We start from the raw sequence: 20,397 nt of genomic DNA, 5'->3' as shown, positions 1-20,397 counted from the left end.
CAGCACTTTGCATCTCGTCTAGCTACAGTCCCGAGTCCAAAACTGCTTATGATAGAGGGTTTAAACGATGCTAATGAAAATGTTTTATTAACCTATGAAGGCATTATATAAACTTTAATAAACATTTTCAGAAATGAAATATGCATATCCTAGAACCGTTGTAGAGACATTCCATTAAATTTATGGTGGGTTACGGACTACCTTCCTATAGCCTGCGTAGCCATACCCACCCTACGATTTTTGGGTAATTTATTTTTTGGCGTTCTCTAAAAGAAAAATTTGATTTGTAAAACTTCCATGCAATCCATAGGGAATATGATGTTTAAGGTGCAGTTTTGCAATTACACCTTTTTGGAAATTTTTAGCATCTAAAATCACCACATCTGAACGATGATATTCTGCATCATAAACTAAAGCGATTACCCAACCATCATCTTCTTGTTGAGCATTTGGACGGGGTACAAAAATTGGTTCACCTACAAAACCACGAGGTGCAAAACTCCATATTTGTTTTTGTTGTGACTCTAAATCAATTTTTAAAATCCCTTGTAAAGGTGCATTTCCAGTTTCTGCATGAGCCGCACCACAGTATAAATAACGATATTGTCTGCCGACATGATTTGGGTGGATAGTGGGAAACTCACAACAACGACTATCTATTAACTGAGGTTGTACTTTATTGTCTTGTAGGTTGAGATGAAAACGCCACAGTTGTCCCGGTGAATTAGCATCAAAATCTGTTTGCCGATAATCGCTTTTAGGTTCAACTTCTGATAAAGATTCGTAACAGATGGAATCAATGAGAATTTGATTTTCTACCTCAAAAGCATTGACATGGTGAAAAATAAAACCAGCTTGAGTTTCCAGGATTTTTACACCTTTTGCTTCTGCTTCCGGGTTACGGGGAATAACTATAATCCGAGTTGGTTGATTTTTCAGTAATTTAATACATTGTCCTGCGCTGGATATTCCTAAAGCAAAAGGTATGGGATTGAATTTAACAGGATTTTGAAAAAAGATGCAGTAATTAGGGGTAATGACAAAATCATGAATGAAGCAGAAACCCGGAACACTATGAGTTTTTTTTCTGATAATTTTACCGTCTGGGTTTAATTCAAAAATAGTGATTTTTGTGTTTAATCCTGGCTTGATAGCAAAATTTACTAAGCAAGGTTTACCGTTATCTTGGGTGCAACTGGGGTCAATTCGAGGATGGGCGCTAAAGGCTTCACCTATGGATAAAACGCCATTAAAATATTCATTTCCTAATGTTTCTAAACTTTGGGGATTAAGTTGATAAGGTTCTGCTGCTTCCCACAATGCTAAAAGTTTATCACCCCAGTAAATAACATTAGTATTAGCAATATGTTTAATTTTAAAATCGAAGATATTAGCTAACCAACCTCCTGGTTTTTGTGTACCAAAAACACCACGATAAAGGATTTTACCTGCTTTCTTTTCTTCTAAATAGCCAGGAGTTTGAACAAATCGGTTGCGAAAATGGGCGCGGCCATTAGTAAAAGTAATCCGGCTAATCATGCCATCACCATCAAAAGGATGATGTAGGCGTTGTCCGTTGATATCTAATAAACCTGGTCCATTTCTAAATAATGTTCCTTGTAATTCGGGAGGAATTTCTCCTTCTATATCATCAATCCAATAATCAAGTTCTTCGGTGAGAGATTCATATCCTCCTTGCCAATCTTTACGAGTATAGGATTTTTGTAAAAGTTGAGTTTCTTGATGTGGAAATGTCTGCATATGTTTTTGATTTGATAGATGCAATAAAGCTTGTTTGCGTGAACATCAATTATTAACTGGAGTTGCTGGCAATGTTGCCATCTCAGATTCCTCTTGTTCAACGGGTAGCCAGTTGAGGAATGGAAGAGGTAATAAAGCACTGAGATTAGTAATTATTACTAACAACCATAGGGCATCAAAGTTAGTATCGGTGATTCCTAACCATTGCATAGATAATGCTCCAAGCTCTTTGGAAATAGCCCCTCCTAAATTAAAGATGGACATTAAGAGAGCAAATAATGTGGCTTCTATTCCCAAGGGACAGATTCTAGCGGCTAAAACCATCACGGGCATAAATGCAATTTGTCCCATGACGGCGAGAATTAAGCTATCACCTAAACTGAACCATTTGTCATCTATTCCTAATGTTCTATTTGTGTGAGTTACTAACAGGAGCATTGTCATTCTTAATATTGCGGAAATGACGATACTCCAACCACAAATTACACGAAAGGGAACAGTTTTCAGAAAACGTTGAAATATCCAAATGCCAATTAATGAGGCTAAACTTGTAACGAGATTAACTCTGCCTAAAAATTCTGGTTTAAAGTGGAGTTCATTGGTGAAGAAGAAGAAAAAAGCTGAGTCTCCACTGGGTGTAGATTGCCAAAGAAATATAAATGCTGTGGGTAGCCAAATTCCTTTTTGAGTGAAGGCTTGACGTACTTGAATGATTTGATTTTTGACGGTGAGAAAGTTGGTGTGATGATTTTCTGACTCAACTTTGCTGATTGGTGTTTCTGCAATTAACCACGCTGCCACTGAAATAATGAGGGGGAATCCAGCGGTAAATAAAAATACTGTGCGGGTAGTGAAATGTTCTAACAGTAAGCCACTAAAGTAGGCTGTTATTAAACCCCCAAGGGCAGTAGCACCCCAGCACAGGGATTGAAGGGAACCGGCTTTAGCTTGGGTTTCTAGTCTAGCTCGTTCGACAATGAGGGAGTCAACTATGACATCACTGAAGGCGACAGAAAGGGAACTCAGAGCGATCGCTATTGTTGCCCCTAAGCTAGTATGAACTACAGTACCCAAACTCACCCAAGCCGCAGCCCCCAATATTCCTGATGACACCAAATACGGACGGCGGCGGTAGCCAAAGATAGGCAAACCATCGGAAATAAAGCCAAATACGGGCTTAATCATCCACGGTAGGGCGACTATTCCCAACAGTGCTGACACCTCAACTGGACTCAGATGCAATTCATCTTTGAGGAAGAAACTGACGGCTAGACGCGCTAACCCTAAGATGCCTTGAACAAAGTAGACTGCAAGAATGGCAATTAACTCCGGCTTAGGTTCGTTACCGAAGAGAATGGATTTGGTTACTGAGTCTTTGACTTTTGACAAGCCAGAGGAGTCAATCAGCATTTGATAAATATTTTTTAAGTTTTATCTACTTTTCTATCATAACGAGATACGGATAAGGTTATCAGCTATCTGGGTAACAAACTTTTTGGGATTGCTTAAAGCATAACGCCCGCGTCACCTACATGACACTGGCGCTAAATTTGGGCTAATTGTGTTTTGACCAGTAAATATAGCAGATTGCAGATCAAGGAGGTACAGAATCAAAATTGAAACCTAGACAGCAAGACAGTTTTACTCCTGACTCCTGACTCCTGACTCCTGACTCCTGACTCCTGCTATAAATTCAGGACGATGCTAAGTCAACAGTCTGCTGGGTAAGCACTCTGGTTGTATTACGGATTTCTGAATTAGACGAACGATTAACGCTCAAAAGTGGAACTTCTTGTCGGCATGATAGGCAAAACCAATATAGTTCACCATAACGAACATGACGCAAAATGGAACCACCGCAGCAGGGGCAGATATTAGCTCTCTTATTCATACCAATTTCCTCTTCAAAAAAATTATTGTCGAAATCAGGCAAAAAAATTTTGATTAAACCCCAATGAATCAGTTACTTCCAGCATCAACTACTCGGCCAGAGCAATGTACAGCAAAATATGGCTTACGCCAAGCTACGCTATCAGAACTCAGGAGTAAAACCCCATTGATACATGATTTTTGGTAAAAATTTTGTACCTCCTCCAACCTGCAATCTGCTGTAAATGGCATATAATATCTTTTCTAAAAAGATGTTTTAAGAGTATCCTTATTAACATCAAAACCCTGAAGACTTAGCCCCTAACCCCTTTCCGGCAAGGAAAAGAGAACAAAAAATAGGTGTCTCAAAGCTTCTCGGCTTGTGCGGGAGAGGAAAGACAGCGGGAAGCCGCTGAGTGCTACGCGAACAGGTCTATAAAGAGTTTTTTGCTAAACTTGATGACTTTTTTAAACATCCTCTAATAAAAGGGATCATAAAAATGCTAATTATTGCAGTTATTAAGTGATAGCTAAAAACTAACAGCACTCTTAAACTATAACCGAGTATTTCGGATTTTCATCTACCTTGGGGATCATAATCAATTAAAATATTATGTAGTCTAGCTGACAAATTTAGCGATTTTGTAGCTGGGCATACCAAATTACAAATTAGGGCAATTATTTATCGCCTGTTTTTGACGGATAAAGAAACGGAGTGTAACAATTATCAAGGGTTTTTGGTTACAAGGAATTTACATTTTTTATAATTCTTAATCTTAGTAGCTCGGCACAATTATACCTGACTATGTAAAGAAAGATTAACGTTCCCGTACCTGATCCCAAACATAAATATTCAAACCAACTTACTTAATTGTCACACTGGTAAATAATGAAAATCGCTACTTGGAATGTGAATTCGATTCGTATACGCTTAGAACAGGTGATTGATTGGTTAAATCAAAATCCTGTTGATGTCCTGTGTCTACAAGAAACGAAAGTTATAGATAAAGACTTTCCGATTTTAGCTTTTGAAAAAATAGGCTATTATCCTTATATTTCTGGGCAGAAATCTTATAACGGCGTTGCTATCATTAGCCGTCAACCTTTAGAAGATGTGAGTACGGGTTTCAGGGCAATTTTACCAGAGATAGAACCCGAATGGGAGGAGCAAAAGCGGTTGATAACCGGCATGATTGACGGAGTTAGAATTATTAATCTTTACGTTCCCAACGGTTCAGCAGTGGGAAGCGAGAAATATGAATACAAGCTGGGTTGGTTAAAAATCCTGCGGGAATATTTGCAGGTGTTGTTGTTGTCAAATCCTGCTATTTCTATGTGTGGTGATTTTAATATCGCTTTGGAAGATATAGATATTCACGACAAAGTGAAAATAGAAAATCACATTATGGCATCTGAACCAGAACGCCAAGCTTTACGAGATATTCTTGCTCTGGGTTTTGCGGATGCTTTTCGTAAATTCAACAGCGAAAAGGGACATTATAGTTGGTGGGATTATCGTACCGCAGCTTTCAAACGTAATTTAGGATGGCGGATTGATCATCATTATCTCACACCAGTTTTGTGCGATCGCGCCCAAAGTTGCATTATTGATGTTGCACCCAGGAATTTAGAACAGCCTAGCGACCATACACCAGTGATTGTGGAGTTTTAGAACAAACGCGCCCGGAACTCAAGTTCCGGTCTAAAAGCTAAAGTGCGTTAAAACGCACTCTGGTTAACTCAAAATCAAAAATTATCCTATTGATGCCAAAATAGTCGGTTAAAACCGACTTTAGCTTTTAGACTCTTAATTTATTCCCTGGCTTTAAGGAACATCGATTTACATTAAGTGCAAAGGTTAACTAATGCACAACCGCAACCTCGACCCAAAATGTAGAACTTATTACTATTCCCTCTCACTTACTAACTCACTTGCTTCACCAGGATAAAAGCCATCATCTAGTATTTCTGTCAAACTATAAGGACAATCAGAAGGAAAAGTCCTACTAGGTAAATCTGTTTCCCTAATAGCTAACTCCACACCTTTCAAATAAGCTTTACCAACCACCTCCTCAAGATAGGATTTTAAGCTAGGATTTTCTTCCAGTAATTCAATAGTATCTAGGCGTTGAATGCGAAGTGTTGCTAACCAACTACGACTGCGGCGTTGTGGTTGAAATTGCCATTTTAGTAAATGTCCAATTAAAATGCTTAAACGATTTCGCAGTTCTTGGCGTTGCTGTTTTCCCAAAGATTCAACTTCCTCAATCAAATTTTGCAAGTCAATTTGACTCCATTGATGGTTACGGAGTAAAGAAACTTGTTCCTGTGTCCAAGCATAAAAATCAGTTGTGTAGAGACTAGATATAGGTATTGTGATCTTTGGGTTTGTTTCTGGTATTTGCATCAGTTTTGTTTAACCCCAACGTTTTCATTCTAGATCCTCATCTTAATCCTGTTAATCCTTAAATCCTGGAAATCCTGATTCAGACAAAATAGTGATTAAACTTAACTAGAGGAATAGCCCATACTCAAATCCAAAAGCTATGATTCTAGTCACTGGAGCAACTGGCGGAATTGGTCGCCGCGTCGTGCGACTCTTACGCCAACAACAGCAGCCTGTACGTTCGTTTGTCCGCTTGACTTCCCATTACAGCGAGTTAGAACACCGGGGTTCTGAAATCTTCATTGGTGATTTGCGACGAGAACAGGACATTGAGAAAGCTTGTCGAGGAGCGAAATATATTATCAGCGCTCACGGTTCTGGGAATGATGCCCTATCTTTAGATTATCGCGCTAATATTGAACTCATTGACCAGGCTAAAGTCCAGGGTGTTGAACATTTTGTCTTTATATCCGTTTTAGGTGCTGACAGAGGATATGAAGATGCACCCGTGTTCAAAGCCAAACGAGCCGTAGAGAGATATCTGCAAAGTAGTGGCTTAGATTACACTATTTTACGCCCTGCTGGATTAGCATCAAACTTGCTACCACTAGCGGAACGGTTTCGAGAAACGGGTTTGTATCTACTTATCGGTGATCCTAAAAACCGTACATCTATTGTTAGCACCGATGATTTAGCCAGGATAGTTGTAGATTCTTTGACCGTTGCAGATGCTCGTAATCAAATTTTACCAGTAGGAGGTGCGGAAATTTTATTGCGAGAGGATATTCCGAGAATTTTTAGTCGCATCTTTAACAAAGAACCGATAGTCATAAACGTTCCTCTGTTTGCTATTGATAGCTTGCGAGGTGCATTGGGTTTATTCAACTCTTCAGCACAAACAAGTTTAGGAACCTTTCGCACCTTACTAGCTAATGAATTTTTCTGTACATCAGAAGAAACCGCCAATTTAGAAAGGATATTTAACTTTCAATTGGAAACATTAGAAAACTTTTTGCGCCGTTATTTAGAAATTTAGAAAATAGTCATTAGTCATTGGTCATTAGCAATTAAACAAATGACTAATGACTAATAACTCATAACAAAGGACAAAAATTATGAAATATTCTCTAGCTGCAAATGCTGTTCAATCACGTCAAACAAAAGAGAGATTTGCAAAACCGGAAGAACAATTATCTTATGAATTGGGTAAAGCTGTACAGGAATTACCACCACTTTACACAAGATTATTAGCAGGAACAATTAGCATTGTTATATTTGGGGCAATTTCCTGGGCGCATTTTTCAGAAATTGATGAAGTAGCGACAGCACCAGGAGAATTAATTGCTTCTACTCAAGTCAGACCGGTGACATCTTTGGGTAATGGCTCTATTTTAGCAGTGAAAGTGAAAGAAGGCGATCGCGTCACCAAAGATCAAGTTTTAATTGAACGTGATCCTAATTTACAACAAACTGATGTGAACCGATTGGCTAAAGCTAGTAAATTAATTGAGGAAGATTTACAACGATTAGAAGCAGAACGTACAGGTGGGAAAATTGGGGGGACAAAATTGCAAGATGAATTATTAAATTCCCGTTTGTTAGACTACAACGCCAAACAAGCAGCAGCGGAAGCAGAAGCACAACGCCAACTTTCAATTATTAATCAAGCCAAAGTCCGTTTGACTCGATTACAAGAAAATTTAGCAAGCGCCAAAACCAGTGTTATTAATGCTCAAACTAACTTAGTTAATGCCAAAAATATCCGTGTTAAAGTTGAAAATAGTTTAAGCATTGCTCAACAAAGAGAAAAAAATCTTCGCACTTTATTAAATCCTGGTGCAGTTCCTAGAGTTGATTATTTAGACGCGCAAGAGAGATTAAATCGTGCTAATACAGATATTATTAAAAGTTCAGATGAAGTCACTAATACTCAAAATAGATTAACAGAAGCACAAGACAAAGTTACATCTTTAGAAAAAGATATATCTGCTCAAATTCAAGAAATTAAACAAGTTGAACAGGCTTATCAAGCTGCACGTAATCAAGGTTTACGTTTAACCTCAGAACGCCAAAGTGAAATTCTTACCCAAATCAACAAGCGCAAAGAAGAATTAACCAATGTTGCTGGTCAATTAGAACAAGCGAGAAAGCAAAAAGACGGAGAAACTATTAAAGCACCTGTTGCAGGGACAATTTACAAAATCAAAGCTACTAAAGGGCCAGTTCAATCGGGTGAAGAGTTATTATCAATTGTTCCAGAAGGGGAAGAAATGCTATTGGAGGTAAAAGTCCTTAACCGGGATATTGGTTTTATTCGTCAGGGGATGAAAGCAAAGGTGAAATTAGCAACTTTCCCTTTTCAAGAATTTGGAGTTGTTGATGGTGAAGTTATGCAAATTAGTCCCAATGCAACTGTCGATAAAGAATTGGGATTAATTTTTCCAACGCAAATTAAGTTAAACAAACACTCAATTAATCTCCGAGGTCAAGAGGTAGAATTTACTCCGGGTATGGCTGCAAATGCTGAAATTGTCACTCGCAAAAAGTCGGTTTTGACGTTTATTGTTGAGCCAATTACACGCAGATTTAGTGAAGCTTTTTCTGTGAGGTAAATAATTTATCTTAAATTACGTAAATTCGATGAACCTCACCCCAACCCCTCTCCGAAACGGAGAGGGGCATTTTAATCTCTCATTAGCAACAAAAAATTAGGTTTTTAAGCCTCTCCCCTCAGAGGAGAGAGGTTTGGAGAGGGGTCAAATTATTTTCGTTGAATTCACGTTAAATTCTTTAATGCAGATAACACTTTTATTTTGTTTTTGGTTAATGGAGAAAGGCAGCAGTTTTTTGGCATGGGAATTATGGTTTGTAATTATCACGTAAATATTGCAGATTATTACGGTAGTTAATAGTTTTGGGATGATTTACCCCTAGCTGTTGTTCAGCAATTTCCAAAGCTTGGATAGACAAGAGTTCTGCTTCTGCATATCTACCTTTGGAATAGTAGAGTGCTGCCAGATTATTGAGAATAGTTGCTATATAGTGGTGTGATTCTCCCAGCAGTTCTTTTATCATTTCCAAAGCTTGTGTGAACAAAGGTTCTGCCTCGTTGTACCTTCCTTGTGAATGGTAAAGTTTTGCCAGATTCTGGAGGCTAGTTGCTACATAGTGGTGTGATTGTCCCAGCAGTTGTTTTCTCATTTCCAAAGCTTGTGTGAACAAAGGTTCTGCCTCGTTGTACCTTCCTTGTGAGTGATAGAGTAATGCCAAATTATTCAGGCTTTGTGCTACATTAGGGTGTGATTCTCCCAGCAATTGTTTTGTTAATTCCAAAGCTTGTGTGAACAAAGGTTCTGCCTCGTTGTACCTTCCTTGTGAGTGATAGAGTAATGCCAAATTATTCAGGCTAGTGGGGACATCTAGGTTTGATTCTCCCATCAGGCGTTTATATAATTCCAAAGCTTGGAGCAACAAGGGTTCGGCTTCACTGTATCTTCCTTGTGAGAAGTAGTTTCCTGCAAGATTATTCAGGCTAGAGGCGACATCGGGGTGTGATTCTCCCAAACATTGTTTCGCAACTGATAAACATTCTTTACGCCAAGGTAAGGCTTGCTCATAGCTTCCTTGAACTTCATAGAATTGACCCAAAGCAGCAAAAGACAAAATTAAATCCTCATCACTTAGCCAATCTTGATACACGGTTGCAACTTCCTCAAGGTGAGGAATAGCAAGAGTGACTTCTGCAATTTCATTTTGAGTAGCTGTCTGCGGAATTTTATGCCCTATTTGTGCTATGGTCTGACAGAAACTGAGCTTTAGTTCATCAGCATCAGCTAATTTTTCTCGTTGATCGCGCAAAAATTCTCGAATTAGTTGATGTATTCGATAAATGCCTGTTCCTGTGCGTTCGATTAAACTCAACTGCAATAAAAAATCATCTCTCAAATCTTCCAAATCTTCTGCATCTTGATCAGGTAAAGAGCGTTCTACTAAATGCCAAGGAATGGGAGCAAGAGCAAAAATACTTAACAGGCAAGCTAATCTTTGTGCTTCATTATCTAATTCCTGCCAACTCAACTCAAAGGCTGCTTGCACTCCCAGTTTTGCTGTCATCTCTGATGATGGATTTTGTAGAGAACGATGTTGCAGCCGCTTCTCTGCCAATCTTTCCCGCATTACAATCAGGGATACATCCTCTTTGCGTTGCAAATATCGCGCTACTAATTCTAAACCTAAAGGCAAATATCCTAAATCAGCACAAAGTTGTTTTGCTGCATTTATTTCTCTGTGAATTCGTTCATTACCAACAAATGAAATTAGCAACTCTAAAGCAGCAGTTTCATCTAAAACACCTAAAGCTAACTTTTGAAAAGATTCACCTAACTGCTGTATTCTAGTGGTGACAAGTACCCGAAATTTAAACTTTGGCAAACTGGGCGGTAAATAATCTTGGATTTGCTCATATTTTGTAACATCATCAAGGATGATTAAAACATCACCATCTTGCCATCGTCGCCAACAGTAATCAATTTTATCTGCTAAATCAAAATCTTCCGGCAGTTTTAAGCCTAATTTATTAATAGCAAACTGTAAAATTTGAGTTCCTATATCTTCATCTCTTACCCGCAACCAACAAACACCACCAGGATATGTCCCTTGTTCCCAATAATGTAAAGCATATTGCAAGGCTAATTCGGTTTTACCTACACCACCCATACCAGCAATAGCGGTAATTGCAACTCGTTCTCTTTGTTGTAATTTCTGGTGTAATTCTGTCAGTGCTGTTTCTCGTCCCACAAATTTAATTACACTACTGCGGGGAAGATTTTGGGGAGTAATTGACTTTGTGAATGGTTGTTCACTATATTTATCACCATCCCAAGTTTGATAAAAATAATATGTGGGTAATTGTTGTTTATCTAAACTTGCAAATTGCTGTTTAACTCTATCAGCAACACTCAGCATATCGGGAGGCCAAATATCTGGCGGTTCTTGTCCTAAAGCTTCCCTGACGGCTTGGGAAAAATACCCTGTTTTTTCTGGGGAATTAACTATAGCTTTTTCTCCCTCTCTTGTAGCTAGTAAAATAAATTGCTTAATATCGGGTTTCCGGTCTCCTCTTGGAAAGGTCTTACCTCCAATATCAATTAATTCATTTCTTTGAGACTCTCGAATGTAATTAGCACAAGCATCAATAATATAGATATGTTGTTGGATTTTAGACCTTGAATTTAGAAAATCCTGTAAGGATTTAAAATCTATATTTCGCCAATTATCATTTACAGCATCAGCACATAATAATCTGCGAGTTATTTCAAAATCAATTAAACCATGTCCTGCCCAAAAAATGTAAATTAAATCGCCTTCTTTTGGTAATAAAAATTCTGTAATGAGTTTATCAATATTAGCCTCAGTAGGATGATTATTTTGTGAGTTTAAGGTAGAAAATAAATGCTTATTTTCTTCTAAATAAGATAAACACAAACAAATATTATCCCTTGGTACACCGCACTGAATTAACCAAGTATAAAATTTCAGCGCGTCAATGGCTGGTCCCCCACCGTTCTTAACATTAAAATCTGGATTTTGATACTTCTCTATTCCAACAACTAGAGCATAAGTCCGCTCTGGTTTAGCGGTAAAATTGATCATGGTAGTTTGGGGATTATCGCTTTCCAAGTTGCGTTGTTTGTCCAATATGCGCCATGTGCTTGGGGAAATGGTTGTTTATTATCTACCTTCTCATCTTCTACTTGATTCGGGAAAACTTTAGCACCAATATAACTGAGAAAATCCCGTAAATCATAAATATTCAACCACTGCGGGAAATGTGCGGGTAAAGGTTGACCAAATTCTAAACTGGGTAAAGCGTTAATTTCATATAGAAACGGCGCTTGAGAACCAACTGTAATTAATAATTCCACCTGCGGTAATTCTTCTTTCACCAGCAAGTCAACACAAGCGATACCGCCTAAACTATGACAGAGTAAGACTACTGGTGGTTCAGCATTGGCTATTGTTTCCCGAATAAAAGCGCGAATTTGCTCACCCCTGGCTTGATATAGCAAAATATCTCCAGGCATAAGCGATACTGAATTGGTAATTGCACCACGTCGGCGTTTTACCCAATTAGTACCTATTGGTTGTGCAAGTTGAGAGATTTTTTGTAATGTCCAGTTCCCTAACCCTAATTCTGGTTCTGTCAAAGTCAGAGTCAGGCTTTCAACTAACCTATCTCGCAATTCTGCATCAGTGAGTATTAGCCGATACTTGTCTTCTTCCTGACTGTCAAACATTGCCTGAGCAATTATCGCTCTTGATATCGCTAAACACAAATCATACAGGGAATCTGCTGCTGTTAGCAAGGCGAGGTTGTAGGGTTCACTGTGAGTAACTTTTGCTAAAGCTGGAGTAAATTCTTCAGTAATTCCCGCTGCTGCTAGTTGTGTTTGTAGTTCTGGTGTGGGATTGTAGGTTGCTAAAACTGATTGTATGCGATCGCTCGGCTGTTCCCCAAACGGATTATTACTTCCTTCCACTGGCTTGAGTGATAACACCCGCAATTCATACAGCGGATCACGATACAATTGTTGCCAAAGGATAATTGCTGCGTCTTCTTCTTTGTCACCTAACGCTAGAGTTGCATCATACAGGGGAATAGATGCACCTTGAGCATTTAACTTTATCCCCAAAGTTTCACCCCATAAACAAGGAAGCACTATTAAATCAGAACGTTGGCTAAGTAGCTTTTGCTCAATTAACTTCAACGTTTCGTTATATTCCGCTTTTCTTACCCCAGTGCCGTGAATAAATATTATAGATGTCATTAGTAAATTTACACTTTTGCTGACAAATCACCCTCTATGTCATTATCGGCAAGAATGCTATTTTTGTCCAATTTGTTTATATATAAAAAACTAACAACTATTTTCAGGTAAACCAACTAAATAGAATAAATTAAACCCCCTATAGAGACATTTCTGCCAACGTCTCTACAGCGTGGTTTCAATAGATGAAAACTTGTTTACTATACTATTTTTTCCATATCACTCTCACCATTCTCAGCAATAGTGTATTTAACACCAGTGCTGTCATAATAACGCAATGCCCATTGATCATTATTCTCACCGTAATAACTAAAAGCTGCTATCTTTGGAGTTCCCGTACTATTATCACCAAACCGCACTTGTAAACTATTTTCACCAACAGAAAGAACAATAGAGGGTAAGGGAATAGTTGATTGCGCTTGTAAGCCTAGATTCGGAAATTGTGAGCCTAGATTTGGTAGTAATGAACCTATATCTAAACTAAAAGGTAATAAGTCAATAGGAAATGGAAACGGCAGAGAAGGGGATGGATTTGAAGGCTGACTAGGCTCTGGAGTTGGTGTAGTATTGTTTGCTGTATTAGTGATAATTTCCCGTACTTGACTATCAGTTAAGTTGCGGTTAGCGCTGAGTATAAGAGCCACTACCCCAGCAACATGAGGGGCTGCCATAGAAGTGCCATCATAAGTAGTATATTGATTATTTGGGACTGTAGAGTAAATATCTTTACCTGGTGCGGTAACGTATTTAATTTCTTGAGAACCAGAACGGTTAGAGAAGTTAGCCAGGTTATTATTTCTATCTACTGCACCCACAGCAATTCCTGAATTGTAGGCATAGCGGGCAGGATAAGATGGTGTAGAGTCGCCATTATTTCCTGCGGCCATAACAACAATTACACCTTTGCTGCTGGCATATTCAATAGCTGATTTAAGGTCGTCGTTAGAAGAATTACCTCCTAAACTCAGGTTAATTACATTAGCTCCATTATTTACAGCGTAATAGATACCATTAGCAATATTTGAATAAGAACCTGATCCATTTTTATCTAAAACTTTGACTGGCATAATTTTGGAATTATAGGCAATTCCAGTTACACCAATACCGTTATTTTCCCCAGCAATAGTACCAGAAACATGAGTTCCATGACTATTGTCATCTAAAACATTATTGTTGCTACTATCAAAGTTCCAACCTTGAAAATCATCAATATAGCCATTGCCATCATCATCTATACCATTACCAGCAATTTCTTTATTATTTGTCCAAATATTGTTTTTTAAATCTTCATGGTTGTAGTCAACTCCAGTATCTAAAACCGCAACAATAATACCCTGTCCTGTGTGTCCATGTTCCCAAGCTGCTGGAGCATTCACCAAATCTGCACCCCAATTATTTCCACCCAAATCAGGAGCATCTGCATAAGGACTCTCACCAGCGGCTTCACTCACTGCTTTGCCGGCATCTACTAAGCCATAGCCATTATTGGAATTATAGCTATTAGTTATGGCAATAGTTTCTGATGTTTCCTCTTTCGGCAAACTGCTACGATTACCCCAACTTAAACTACTGTCAGATGGAGTATTAAAGGTATCAACTGGGGAAATAGGAGTAAAATTGAGTTCCTTTTTGGAGTAAAAATTATTAGTAATATCAAATGTCATGATAAATTTAACCTCACAAATAGTAGTCTTTTTGTAACAGCCTGATATTTTCCAACCTTTGTCTAGCAAAAGCTGGAAACTGCGAGTTATTAGCGTTTATCTGAACTTACTATAAATTGACTAATATAAAAAGCTAATTTGATTACGAATTGAGTAAATTTAAAACAAGCAATCATGACAATTACCAAGTCATGATTTAATAACTTAATTAAAATGTTTATGTAATAAAATAAAACTCAAATTTAGTAATTTTAAAATGCAATTGAGTAGCAAAGTAAAAATAAAGATAAATATGTCCAAGAATATGAATTGAATTAGGCTAAAACACTCTTTTTTCCTGCCTTATACTATTTCACTTTAAGGTTGATACAAATAGACAGACGTGGAAGGAGATTCATTTGTAGCTTTACAGCAATTTTCACCTATTTAGACCACACCCTTGATTTCTCTCTGTGCCTCTGCGTCTGGAGCGTGAGACAAAAAATGTGGTTCATTTGCCTGAAAATCACTGTAATTAAGTGAATTGATATTAAACAGTAGAATACACCCAAATTAGCAACAGTGATAACTATAAATTAACTAGATTGTCGCCAACTAGCTGGGGGTTCGATATAATCAGGAAGACGAGTAGTGTGATCGCCTAATGTCATGATTATCTGTTCTGATTCCAAGTTTTTTGCACCAGTCAAAATTGCCCCAGTGAGATTAACATCACAAAGTTGAGCGCCAGATAAATTAGCACCCATCAAATTCGCCCAAGAAAGGTCAGCTTCATCAAGAATAGCCCCACTGAGATTAGCTCCCATAAGATTAGCTTTTTGCAAATCTGCTTCCGTTAAACTAGCTTCACTGAGATTAGCAAAATAGATATCTGTTTCTTGTAATTTCGCAGAATTTAAATTTGCACCTTGCAGATTAGCACCATTGAGATTAGCACCTTGCAAATTAGCCGCAATTAAACCAGCTAAATGTAAATTAGTTTTCCCCAACTTTGCTCCTTGCAAGTTAGCCAGAAATAACTTAGCACTAGAGAGGTTTGCAGCTTTCAGATTTGCTTGTTGCAAATTAGCTTTATACAAGTTTGCAGCTTGTAAATTAGCTGAACGTAAACTTGCACCAAACAGGTTAGCTGAAAGTAGGTTAACTCCATATAAGTTAGCGAAATTGAGGTTCGAACGACTCAAATTAGCTCCTCGCAAACTTGCTTTAAATAAGTTAGATTCATAGAGATTCGACCCTATAAGTTTAGCTCCATCCAATTGTGCTTCACTGAAATCTACTTCCCGTAAATTGGCTCCAGATAAATCAGAACCTCGCAAGTCTACCCGTTGCAATTTTGCACCAGCTAAGTTTACTCGTCTGATATTAGTATTACTTAAATCCAGCTTTTGATTTTCTTGGTCTTGCTGAAAATTTCGTCTACCAATAACAGTTAAAGCCGCTTGTATATCCGTGCGAAGTTTGAAAGTATCTGATGGAATATAGGAATCTACTGATGGTTGACGACGTACCCTATCTCGATGTTGACCTAAATCAATAGCCATGAAATCTTCTGGTTTTTGTTGTTTTCTCTCTACTTGTATGGGTGCATTTTCGCGGACAAAAGCAGTGAGAACTTCCATAATTGTCCAATGTTCTTGAGGGAAATCCTGAGCAATTCTTTCTAAGGCATAAATTGCACCTATGCGCGTTTCTACTTTGTCATGTCCTAACTGGGCAATTCCACCGATAAAGCGTTCGGCAATTAATCTTTCTTGGGTGAGTTTGGTATTTTCAATGCTAATTTCTAGGGTTTTTTCCGCTGTAATGGCACTTTTTTGCATTGCTTGATTCCGCTTGGCTGCGTAATATGCATTAAGCATGACAGCTAAACCAAGAAAAACTATTGCAGTTGTAGTTAATGCTTGATTTCTATCAGCTATTCGCTGCTGAAGTGATAACTTATCAATATTAGTAGATGCGAAGACAATCAGTATCAAGGACATAGCAACGATAACTATGATGGTGATAAACCAATTCAAAGTTGCGTCTGTCTTTTTAGCAGACATACCAGAAAGATGCTTCACAATAATGATTTCTTACTGAGATGATTGAAAAAAACAGTATAGCATTTAGCTTCAAAGTTGGATATGTAATATCGTGTTTGCTTGAATACTTATAATTAGGGAACCGCGCGGTGACAGGGGTACACGGAGAGTTTTTTGATCAGCAATTAGCTGGACTTGATGTCAGAATAGGAATTAATTAACTCAGGATTAACTTTAGTACTAATTCGTGATATGGAAATCCGATTTGATTCTTGAAAAAATCTCAGTGTAGGGTGGGCAATGCCCACCCTACGAGTATTTCAAAAATAAAATATTAGTCCTATAGTGAAAATAACTATACTCTGTAAAAAATTTTCTCAGCGTCTGAATAGTTACAATATATTCCTGTATAGCGATTCTTGCTGAGGTTGTGAATACCTTGTAGGTAGGGTTAGATGTTGTAATTAACTGATAACGCTGATGCTACAGATAAATCACCCAACCGCGTCGTCACCCAAAATCTGCTATCAAATAGGTGTTTACGATTCCTGACGGATAATTATATATCTACTCCTCTATAGGAGTAGATGTCAATAGCTGGAAAGCAAAAATTTTAGTTTTAAGATGCTAATGGCAAAATTTTTACAACCTGGTATATATTATTTATTAAAAATTAAACTTAGCTTCTCTTAGGTTTGCACCATTAAGAATAGTATCATTCAAAATGGCATTTTGTAAACTAGCTAAATACAAATTAGCTCGATGCAAATTAGCACCAGAGAGATTCGCACCATTGAGATTTGCTGCACTGAGAATTGCCTCAGACAGGTTAGCTAAATTGAGGTTTGCACCAGAGAGATTTGCTGCACTGAGGATTGCTCCTTCTAAATTTGCACCAGCAAGATTTGCATTCGATAAATTAGCTTGATAAAGGTTAGTTTTTCCTAGGTTTGCACCTGACAAATTTACCCCCCTCAAGTTTGCATAACTTAAGTCAATCTGCTCATTTTCTGGGTCTTTTGTGATATCTCTCCTCCCTATCACGGTAATAGCTGCTTGAATCACTTGCTCGATGTTTGTAGAAGAATTTATCATCTGTTCTTCTGGGTCAAGAATAAGAGCTTGATTTCTTACAAAATGAGTCAGCATATCCATAATTATCCAGTGGTATTGCGGTTGAATTTTGGCGAGACGCTCTAAATCATTAATTGCAGATAGACTGGTTTCAATGGAATCATGATCAAGTCTGGGTAGGACATTCATTAAATAATGTTGATATAAGTTATTTTGTTGAGTATGTTTTAATCGTTCTTGAATTTCTAGCATCCACAGGATGATTTTTTTGAATGAGGTATTTTGAATTAGCGCACTGAATTTAAGCATTGAAAAAAGTTAAAACTGATACTAATAAAGCCCTGGCAATACTTTTTGAATTGATCTTAGGATCTTGTTGATCAAGAAAAATATGTGTTAAATATCTTGATCATTTTTTGGTTGTGATCACTATTGCTTAGTATTCACTGACAATAGAGAACAATCATGATAAAATTGATTTATATTTAATTCTTAATCAAATTTACTTAAATCTGCAAATGCAGCTAAATTACCAGCCAACACTGAAAAGCCTAGTACTGATTGGTGGTGGTCATAGTCATGCTATTATCTTGAGACTTTTAGGTAAAAAACCTCTGCCCGGAGTAAGTTTGACCTTAATTACTCCAGATCAATATACACCCTACTCTGGGATGTTACCAGGACATATTGCCGGATTTTACAATTATGCTGAATGTCATATTTTTTTACAAAATTTATGCAAATTTGCTCACGCAGAATTGTATCTTGATCAAGTAATTGGGCTGGATTTGAAAAATCACCAAGTGCTTTGTGCTAACCGACCTGCGGTAGATTTTGATATCCTGTCTATTGATATTGGCAGCACTCCCGCCAAATTATCTGTATCAGGTGCAGCAGAATATACAATTGCGGCTAAACCAGTGGCACAACTTTTAGAACATTGGTATAAACTACAAAAAACAGTTGTTAAAAATCCTCAAAAACAGCTAAGTATTGGGATTGTTGGTGGTGGTGCAGGTGGTGTGGAATTGGCATTATCAATGCAAGCCGGTTTACAGAGATTGGAAATTAAAAATCTGGAATTGCATTTATTTCAACGGAGTGGGGAATTAATGCCAAATCATCATTTATCAGTACGAGGAATTATGGAGGGAATTTTAATTAACAAAGATGTGAAATTGCATTTAAGTGAAACCGTGTGTCAAGTTGCACCAAGAGATGACAAGTTAGAAATTAGATGTGAATCTGGGTTAATAGTTAATTGTGATCAAGTCTTTTGGGTAACACAAGCATCAGCACCAGATTGGGTAAAAAATTCCGGTATTGGTACTGATGAAACAGGTTTTATTTTAGTTGATGATAATTTGCAATCTATTACTCATTCCCATATTTTTGCTGCGGGTGATATTGCGACAATGATAAATTATCACTTACCAAAAGCGGGTGTGTTTGCCGTGCGTCAAGGTAAACCGTTGTATGATAATTTGCGAAGGATGATTTTGGGTAAATCACTCAAACCTTATAAACCACAAACAGCATATTTAAGTTTAATTAGTACAGGTGATGGACGCGCATTAGCTACTAGAGGGAATTTCACCTTACCACCCCATCAACTATTATGGAACTGGAAAGACTGTATTGATAGGCGTTTCATGGCACAATTTCAAAATCTACCAAAAACCTGATACATTGCACTATCAGCCTAAAGATAGAGTAATAGAAATCAGAAAAAAATTATGAAACGTAGACAAATTATCAATACAGGTGTAATTGCAACAGCAACAGCCACACTCACCGCAGCTTGTGCAAAAACAAGTACATCTAGCAATGCACAAGGTAGTTTACCCACTGCACTAAAGCCCCCGCAAACATAAACGGGCCAAGCCATTCATAATCCAGTGTCATGATTTTCCTCCTGGGGTGCTATTCTGTTTTGGAGAATTGCCACGTTTTTAATCGTCTCGGAAATGCCTTGGAAAATCAGCAAGACAAAGGCGACAATAATCATAGCTTTAATGGGGTAACGCGGTAAACCACCAGGATCTGGAGATGTTTCCCAAATTTGCCAAGACGCAATAATGCTATCCCAAGAAAAAATAATCACCATAATGCAGAAAGGAATCAGAAAAAATAGACATCTCCAAATAAGTCTGCGATCGCTTTGCGTTTACCTGACAAATTACTGTAAAAAATATCCACCCGCACGTGTTCGTTATGCTTAAGGGTGTAAGCCGCACCTCATAGAAAGACTAGATCAAAAATATACCATTGGGCTTCAATATAGGCGTTGGAAGTGAGATTACTGCCGATAATCCGTCCCAGGTATCTACCTGCTACATTCCATACACCGAGTATCACCATCACCAGGACTAACCAACTTGTTAATCGGCCAATGCGTTCAGTGCAGGCATCAATAAAGTTTGATATTTTTAATAAAGTGTCCAATGCTATTCTTCCCTCCTGAGTTGCTGTAAATGTAGTTTACATTAACGTCCGTTTGAATAGTTATCATATTTGTTTGGTCAGGGAATAGGGAACAGCAAAAAGTTTATTACCAGTAATTAGCCGAATATGATATGACCTTGTCAAGGTATCTGGTTGTGCAAATTTTCTCTTGATGTCTTTTTTTTATTGCTCAAATGCGGTATTGTAATTTTGATTACTTTTAGCAAAAAGCCAACTGGTTATTAAGCTGTTGTGCAGCTAAATCGAATAAACAGCATTACCTTTATTTTTGACTTTGCGTTCCCATTTAATAATAAGACCTCCTTCGTTTAGTAATTTAATTA

General features: G+C 37.8%; 15 protein-coding genes and 1 pseudogene. 6 read left to right on the top strand and 10 right to left on the bottom strand.

Features of this window, described 5'->3' with window-relative positions; all coding sequences use genetic code 11:
• Positions 1-249: 249 nt before the first annotated feature.
• The 3 genes from H6G59_RS25655 to H6G59_RS25645 form a co-directional block, all read right to left on the bottom strand.
• The gene (locus tag H6G59_RS25655; RefSeq protein WP_190720461.1) at positions 250-1,761 is read right to left on the bottom strand and encodes a carotenoid oxygenase family protein; all 1,512 of its coding nucleotides are present in this window, start codon (positions 1,759-1,761) and stop codon (positions 250-252) included.
• Between the two features lie 45 nt (positions 1,762-1,806).
• Positions 1,807-3,171: a folate/biopterin family MFS transporter gene (locus H6G59_RS25650; protein ID WP_190720459.1), complete on the bottom strand. Its 1,365-nt coding sequence runs from the start codon at positions 3,169-3,171 to the stop codon at positions 1,807-1,809.
• A gap of 283 nt (positions 3,172-3,454) precedes the next feature.
• Positions 3,455-3,652, bottom strand: coding sequence for a hypothetical protein (locus H6G59_RS25645; protein ID WP_190720456.1), 198 nt, complete (start codon positions 3,650-3,652; stop codon positions 3,455-3,457).
• A 63-nt stretch (positions 3,653-3,715) separates the two neighbouring features.
• Between H6G59_RS25645 and H6G59_RS27670 the strand changes: the two genes are divergently transcribed.
• Complete coding sequence (locus H6G59_RS27670; RefSeq protein WP_277924650.1) at positions 3,716-3,838, top strand: hypothetical protein; 123 nt, start codon at positions 3,716-3,718, stop codon at positions 3,836-3,838.
• Between the two features lie 681 nt (positions 3,839-4,519).
• Positions 4,520-5,302: an exodeoxyribonuclease III gene (xth, locus tag H6G59_RS25640; RefSeq protein ID WP_190720453.1), complete on the top strand. Its 783-nt coding sequence runs from the start codon at positions 4,520-4,522 to the stop codon at positions 5,300-5,302.
• Between the two features lie 234 nt (positions 5,303-5,536).
• Here the strand turns inward: xth and H6G59_RS25635 are convergent, their stop codons facing one another.
• The gene (locus tag H6G59_RS25635; RefSeq protein ID WP_190720451.1) at positions 5,537-6,037 is read right to left on the bottom strand and encodes a DUF29 domain-containing protein; all 501 of its coding nucleotides are present in this window, start codon (positions 6,035-6,037) and stop codon (positions 5,537-5,539) included.
• A gap of 139 nt (positions 6,038-6,176) precedes the next feature.
• Between H6G59_RS25635 and H6G59_RS25630 the strand changes: the two genes are divergently transcribed.
• Both H6G59_RS25630 and H6G59_RS25625 read left to right on the top strand, forming a co-directional pair.
• A complete protein-coding gene (locus H6G59_RS25630) occupies positions 6,177-7,052 on the top strand; it encodes an SDR family oxidoreductase (protein WP_190720448.1) in 876 nt (291 codons plus the stop codon).
• Between the two features lie 79 nt (positions 7,053-7,131).
• Positions 7,132-8,628, top strand: coding sequence for a beta-barrel domain-containing protein (locus tag H6G59_RS25625; protein WP_190720445.1), 1,497 nt, complete (start codon positions 7,132-7,134; stop codon positions 8,626-8,628).
• A 247-nt stretch (positions 8,629-8,875) separates the two neighbouring features.
• On the opposite strand, the gene H6G59_RS25620 is transcribed toward H6G59_RS25625, so the two are convergent.
• From H6G59_RS25620 to H6G59_RS25600, 5 genes are all read right to left on the bottom strand, one after another.
• Positions 8,876-11,668: a tetratricopeptide repeat protein gene (locus H6G59_RS25620; RefSeq protein WP_199332164.1), complete on the bottom strand. Its 2,793-nt coding sequence runs from the start codon at positions 11,666-11,668 to the stop codon at positions 8,876-8,878.
• Positions 11,665-12,843: a lipase family protein gene (locus H6G59_RS25615; RefSeq protein WP_190720442.1), complete on the bottom strand. Its 1,179-nt coding sequence runs from the start codon at positions 12,841-12,843 to the stop codon at positions 11,665-11,667. Before H6G59_RS25615 ends, H6G59_RS25620 begins: the two co-directional genes overlap by 4 nt.
• Before the next feature lie 200 nt (positions 12,844-13,043).
• Complete coding sequence (locus tag H6G59_RS25610; RefSeq protein ID WP_190720439.1) at positions 13,044-14,507, bottom strand: S8 family peptidase; 1,464 nt, start codon at positions 14,505-14,507, stop codon at positions 13,044-13,046.
• A gap of 575 nt (positions 14,508-15,082) precedes the next feature.
• Complete coding sequence (locus tag H6G59_RS25605; RefSeq protein ID WP_190720436.1) at positions 15,083-16,555, bottom strand: pentapeptide repeat-containing protein; 1,473 nt, start codon at positions 16,553-16,555, stop codon at positions 15,083-15,085.
• 645 nt (positions 16,556-17,200) lie between these two features.
• Positions 17,201-17,917 (bottom strand): pentapeptide repeat-containing protein, encoded by a 717-nt coding sequence (locus tag H6G59_RS25600; protein WP_242038978.1) that lies wholly within the window; start codon positions 17,915-17,917, stop codon positions 17,201-17,203.
• A gap of 209 nt (positions 17,918-18,126) precedes the next feature.
• Between H6G59_RS25600 and H6G59_RS25595 the strand changes: the two genes are divergently transcribed.
• Positions 18,127-19,293 carry an FAD-dependent oxidoreductase gene (locus tag H6G59_RS25595; protein WP_190720433.1) on the top strand — a complete coding sequence of 389 codons (1,167 nt, stop codon included), beginning with the start codon at positions 18,127-18,129 and terminating at the stop codon, positions 19,291-19,293.
• Between the two features lie 51 nt (positions 19,294-19,344).
• A complete protein-coding gene (locus H6G59_RS25590) occupies positions 19,345-19,482 on the top strand; it encodes a hypothetical protein (RefSeq protein WP_190720430.1) in 138 nt (45 codons plus the stop codon).
• A 14-nt stretch (positions 19,483-19,496) separates the two neighbouring features.
• Here the strand turns inward: H6G59_RS25590 and H6G59_RS25585 are convergent.
• A pseudogene (locus tag H6G59_RS25585) lies at positions 19,497-20,053 on the bottom strand (TRAP transporter small permease subunit).
• Between the last annotated feature and the right edge of the window lie 344 nt (positions 20,054-20,397).

Source organism: Anabaena lutea FACHB-196, assembly GCF_014698305.1.
In the GTDB taxonomy this organism is placed as follows: Bacteria; Cyanobacteriota; Cyanobacteriia; order Cyanobacteriales; family Nostocaceae; genus Anabaena; species Anabaena lutea.
Note: the sequence above shows the minus strand (reverse complement) of the source record. Positions and strands in the feature narration are given on the sequence as shown.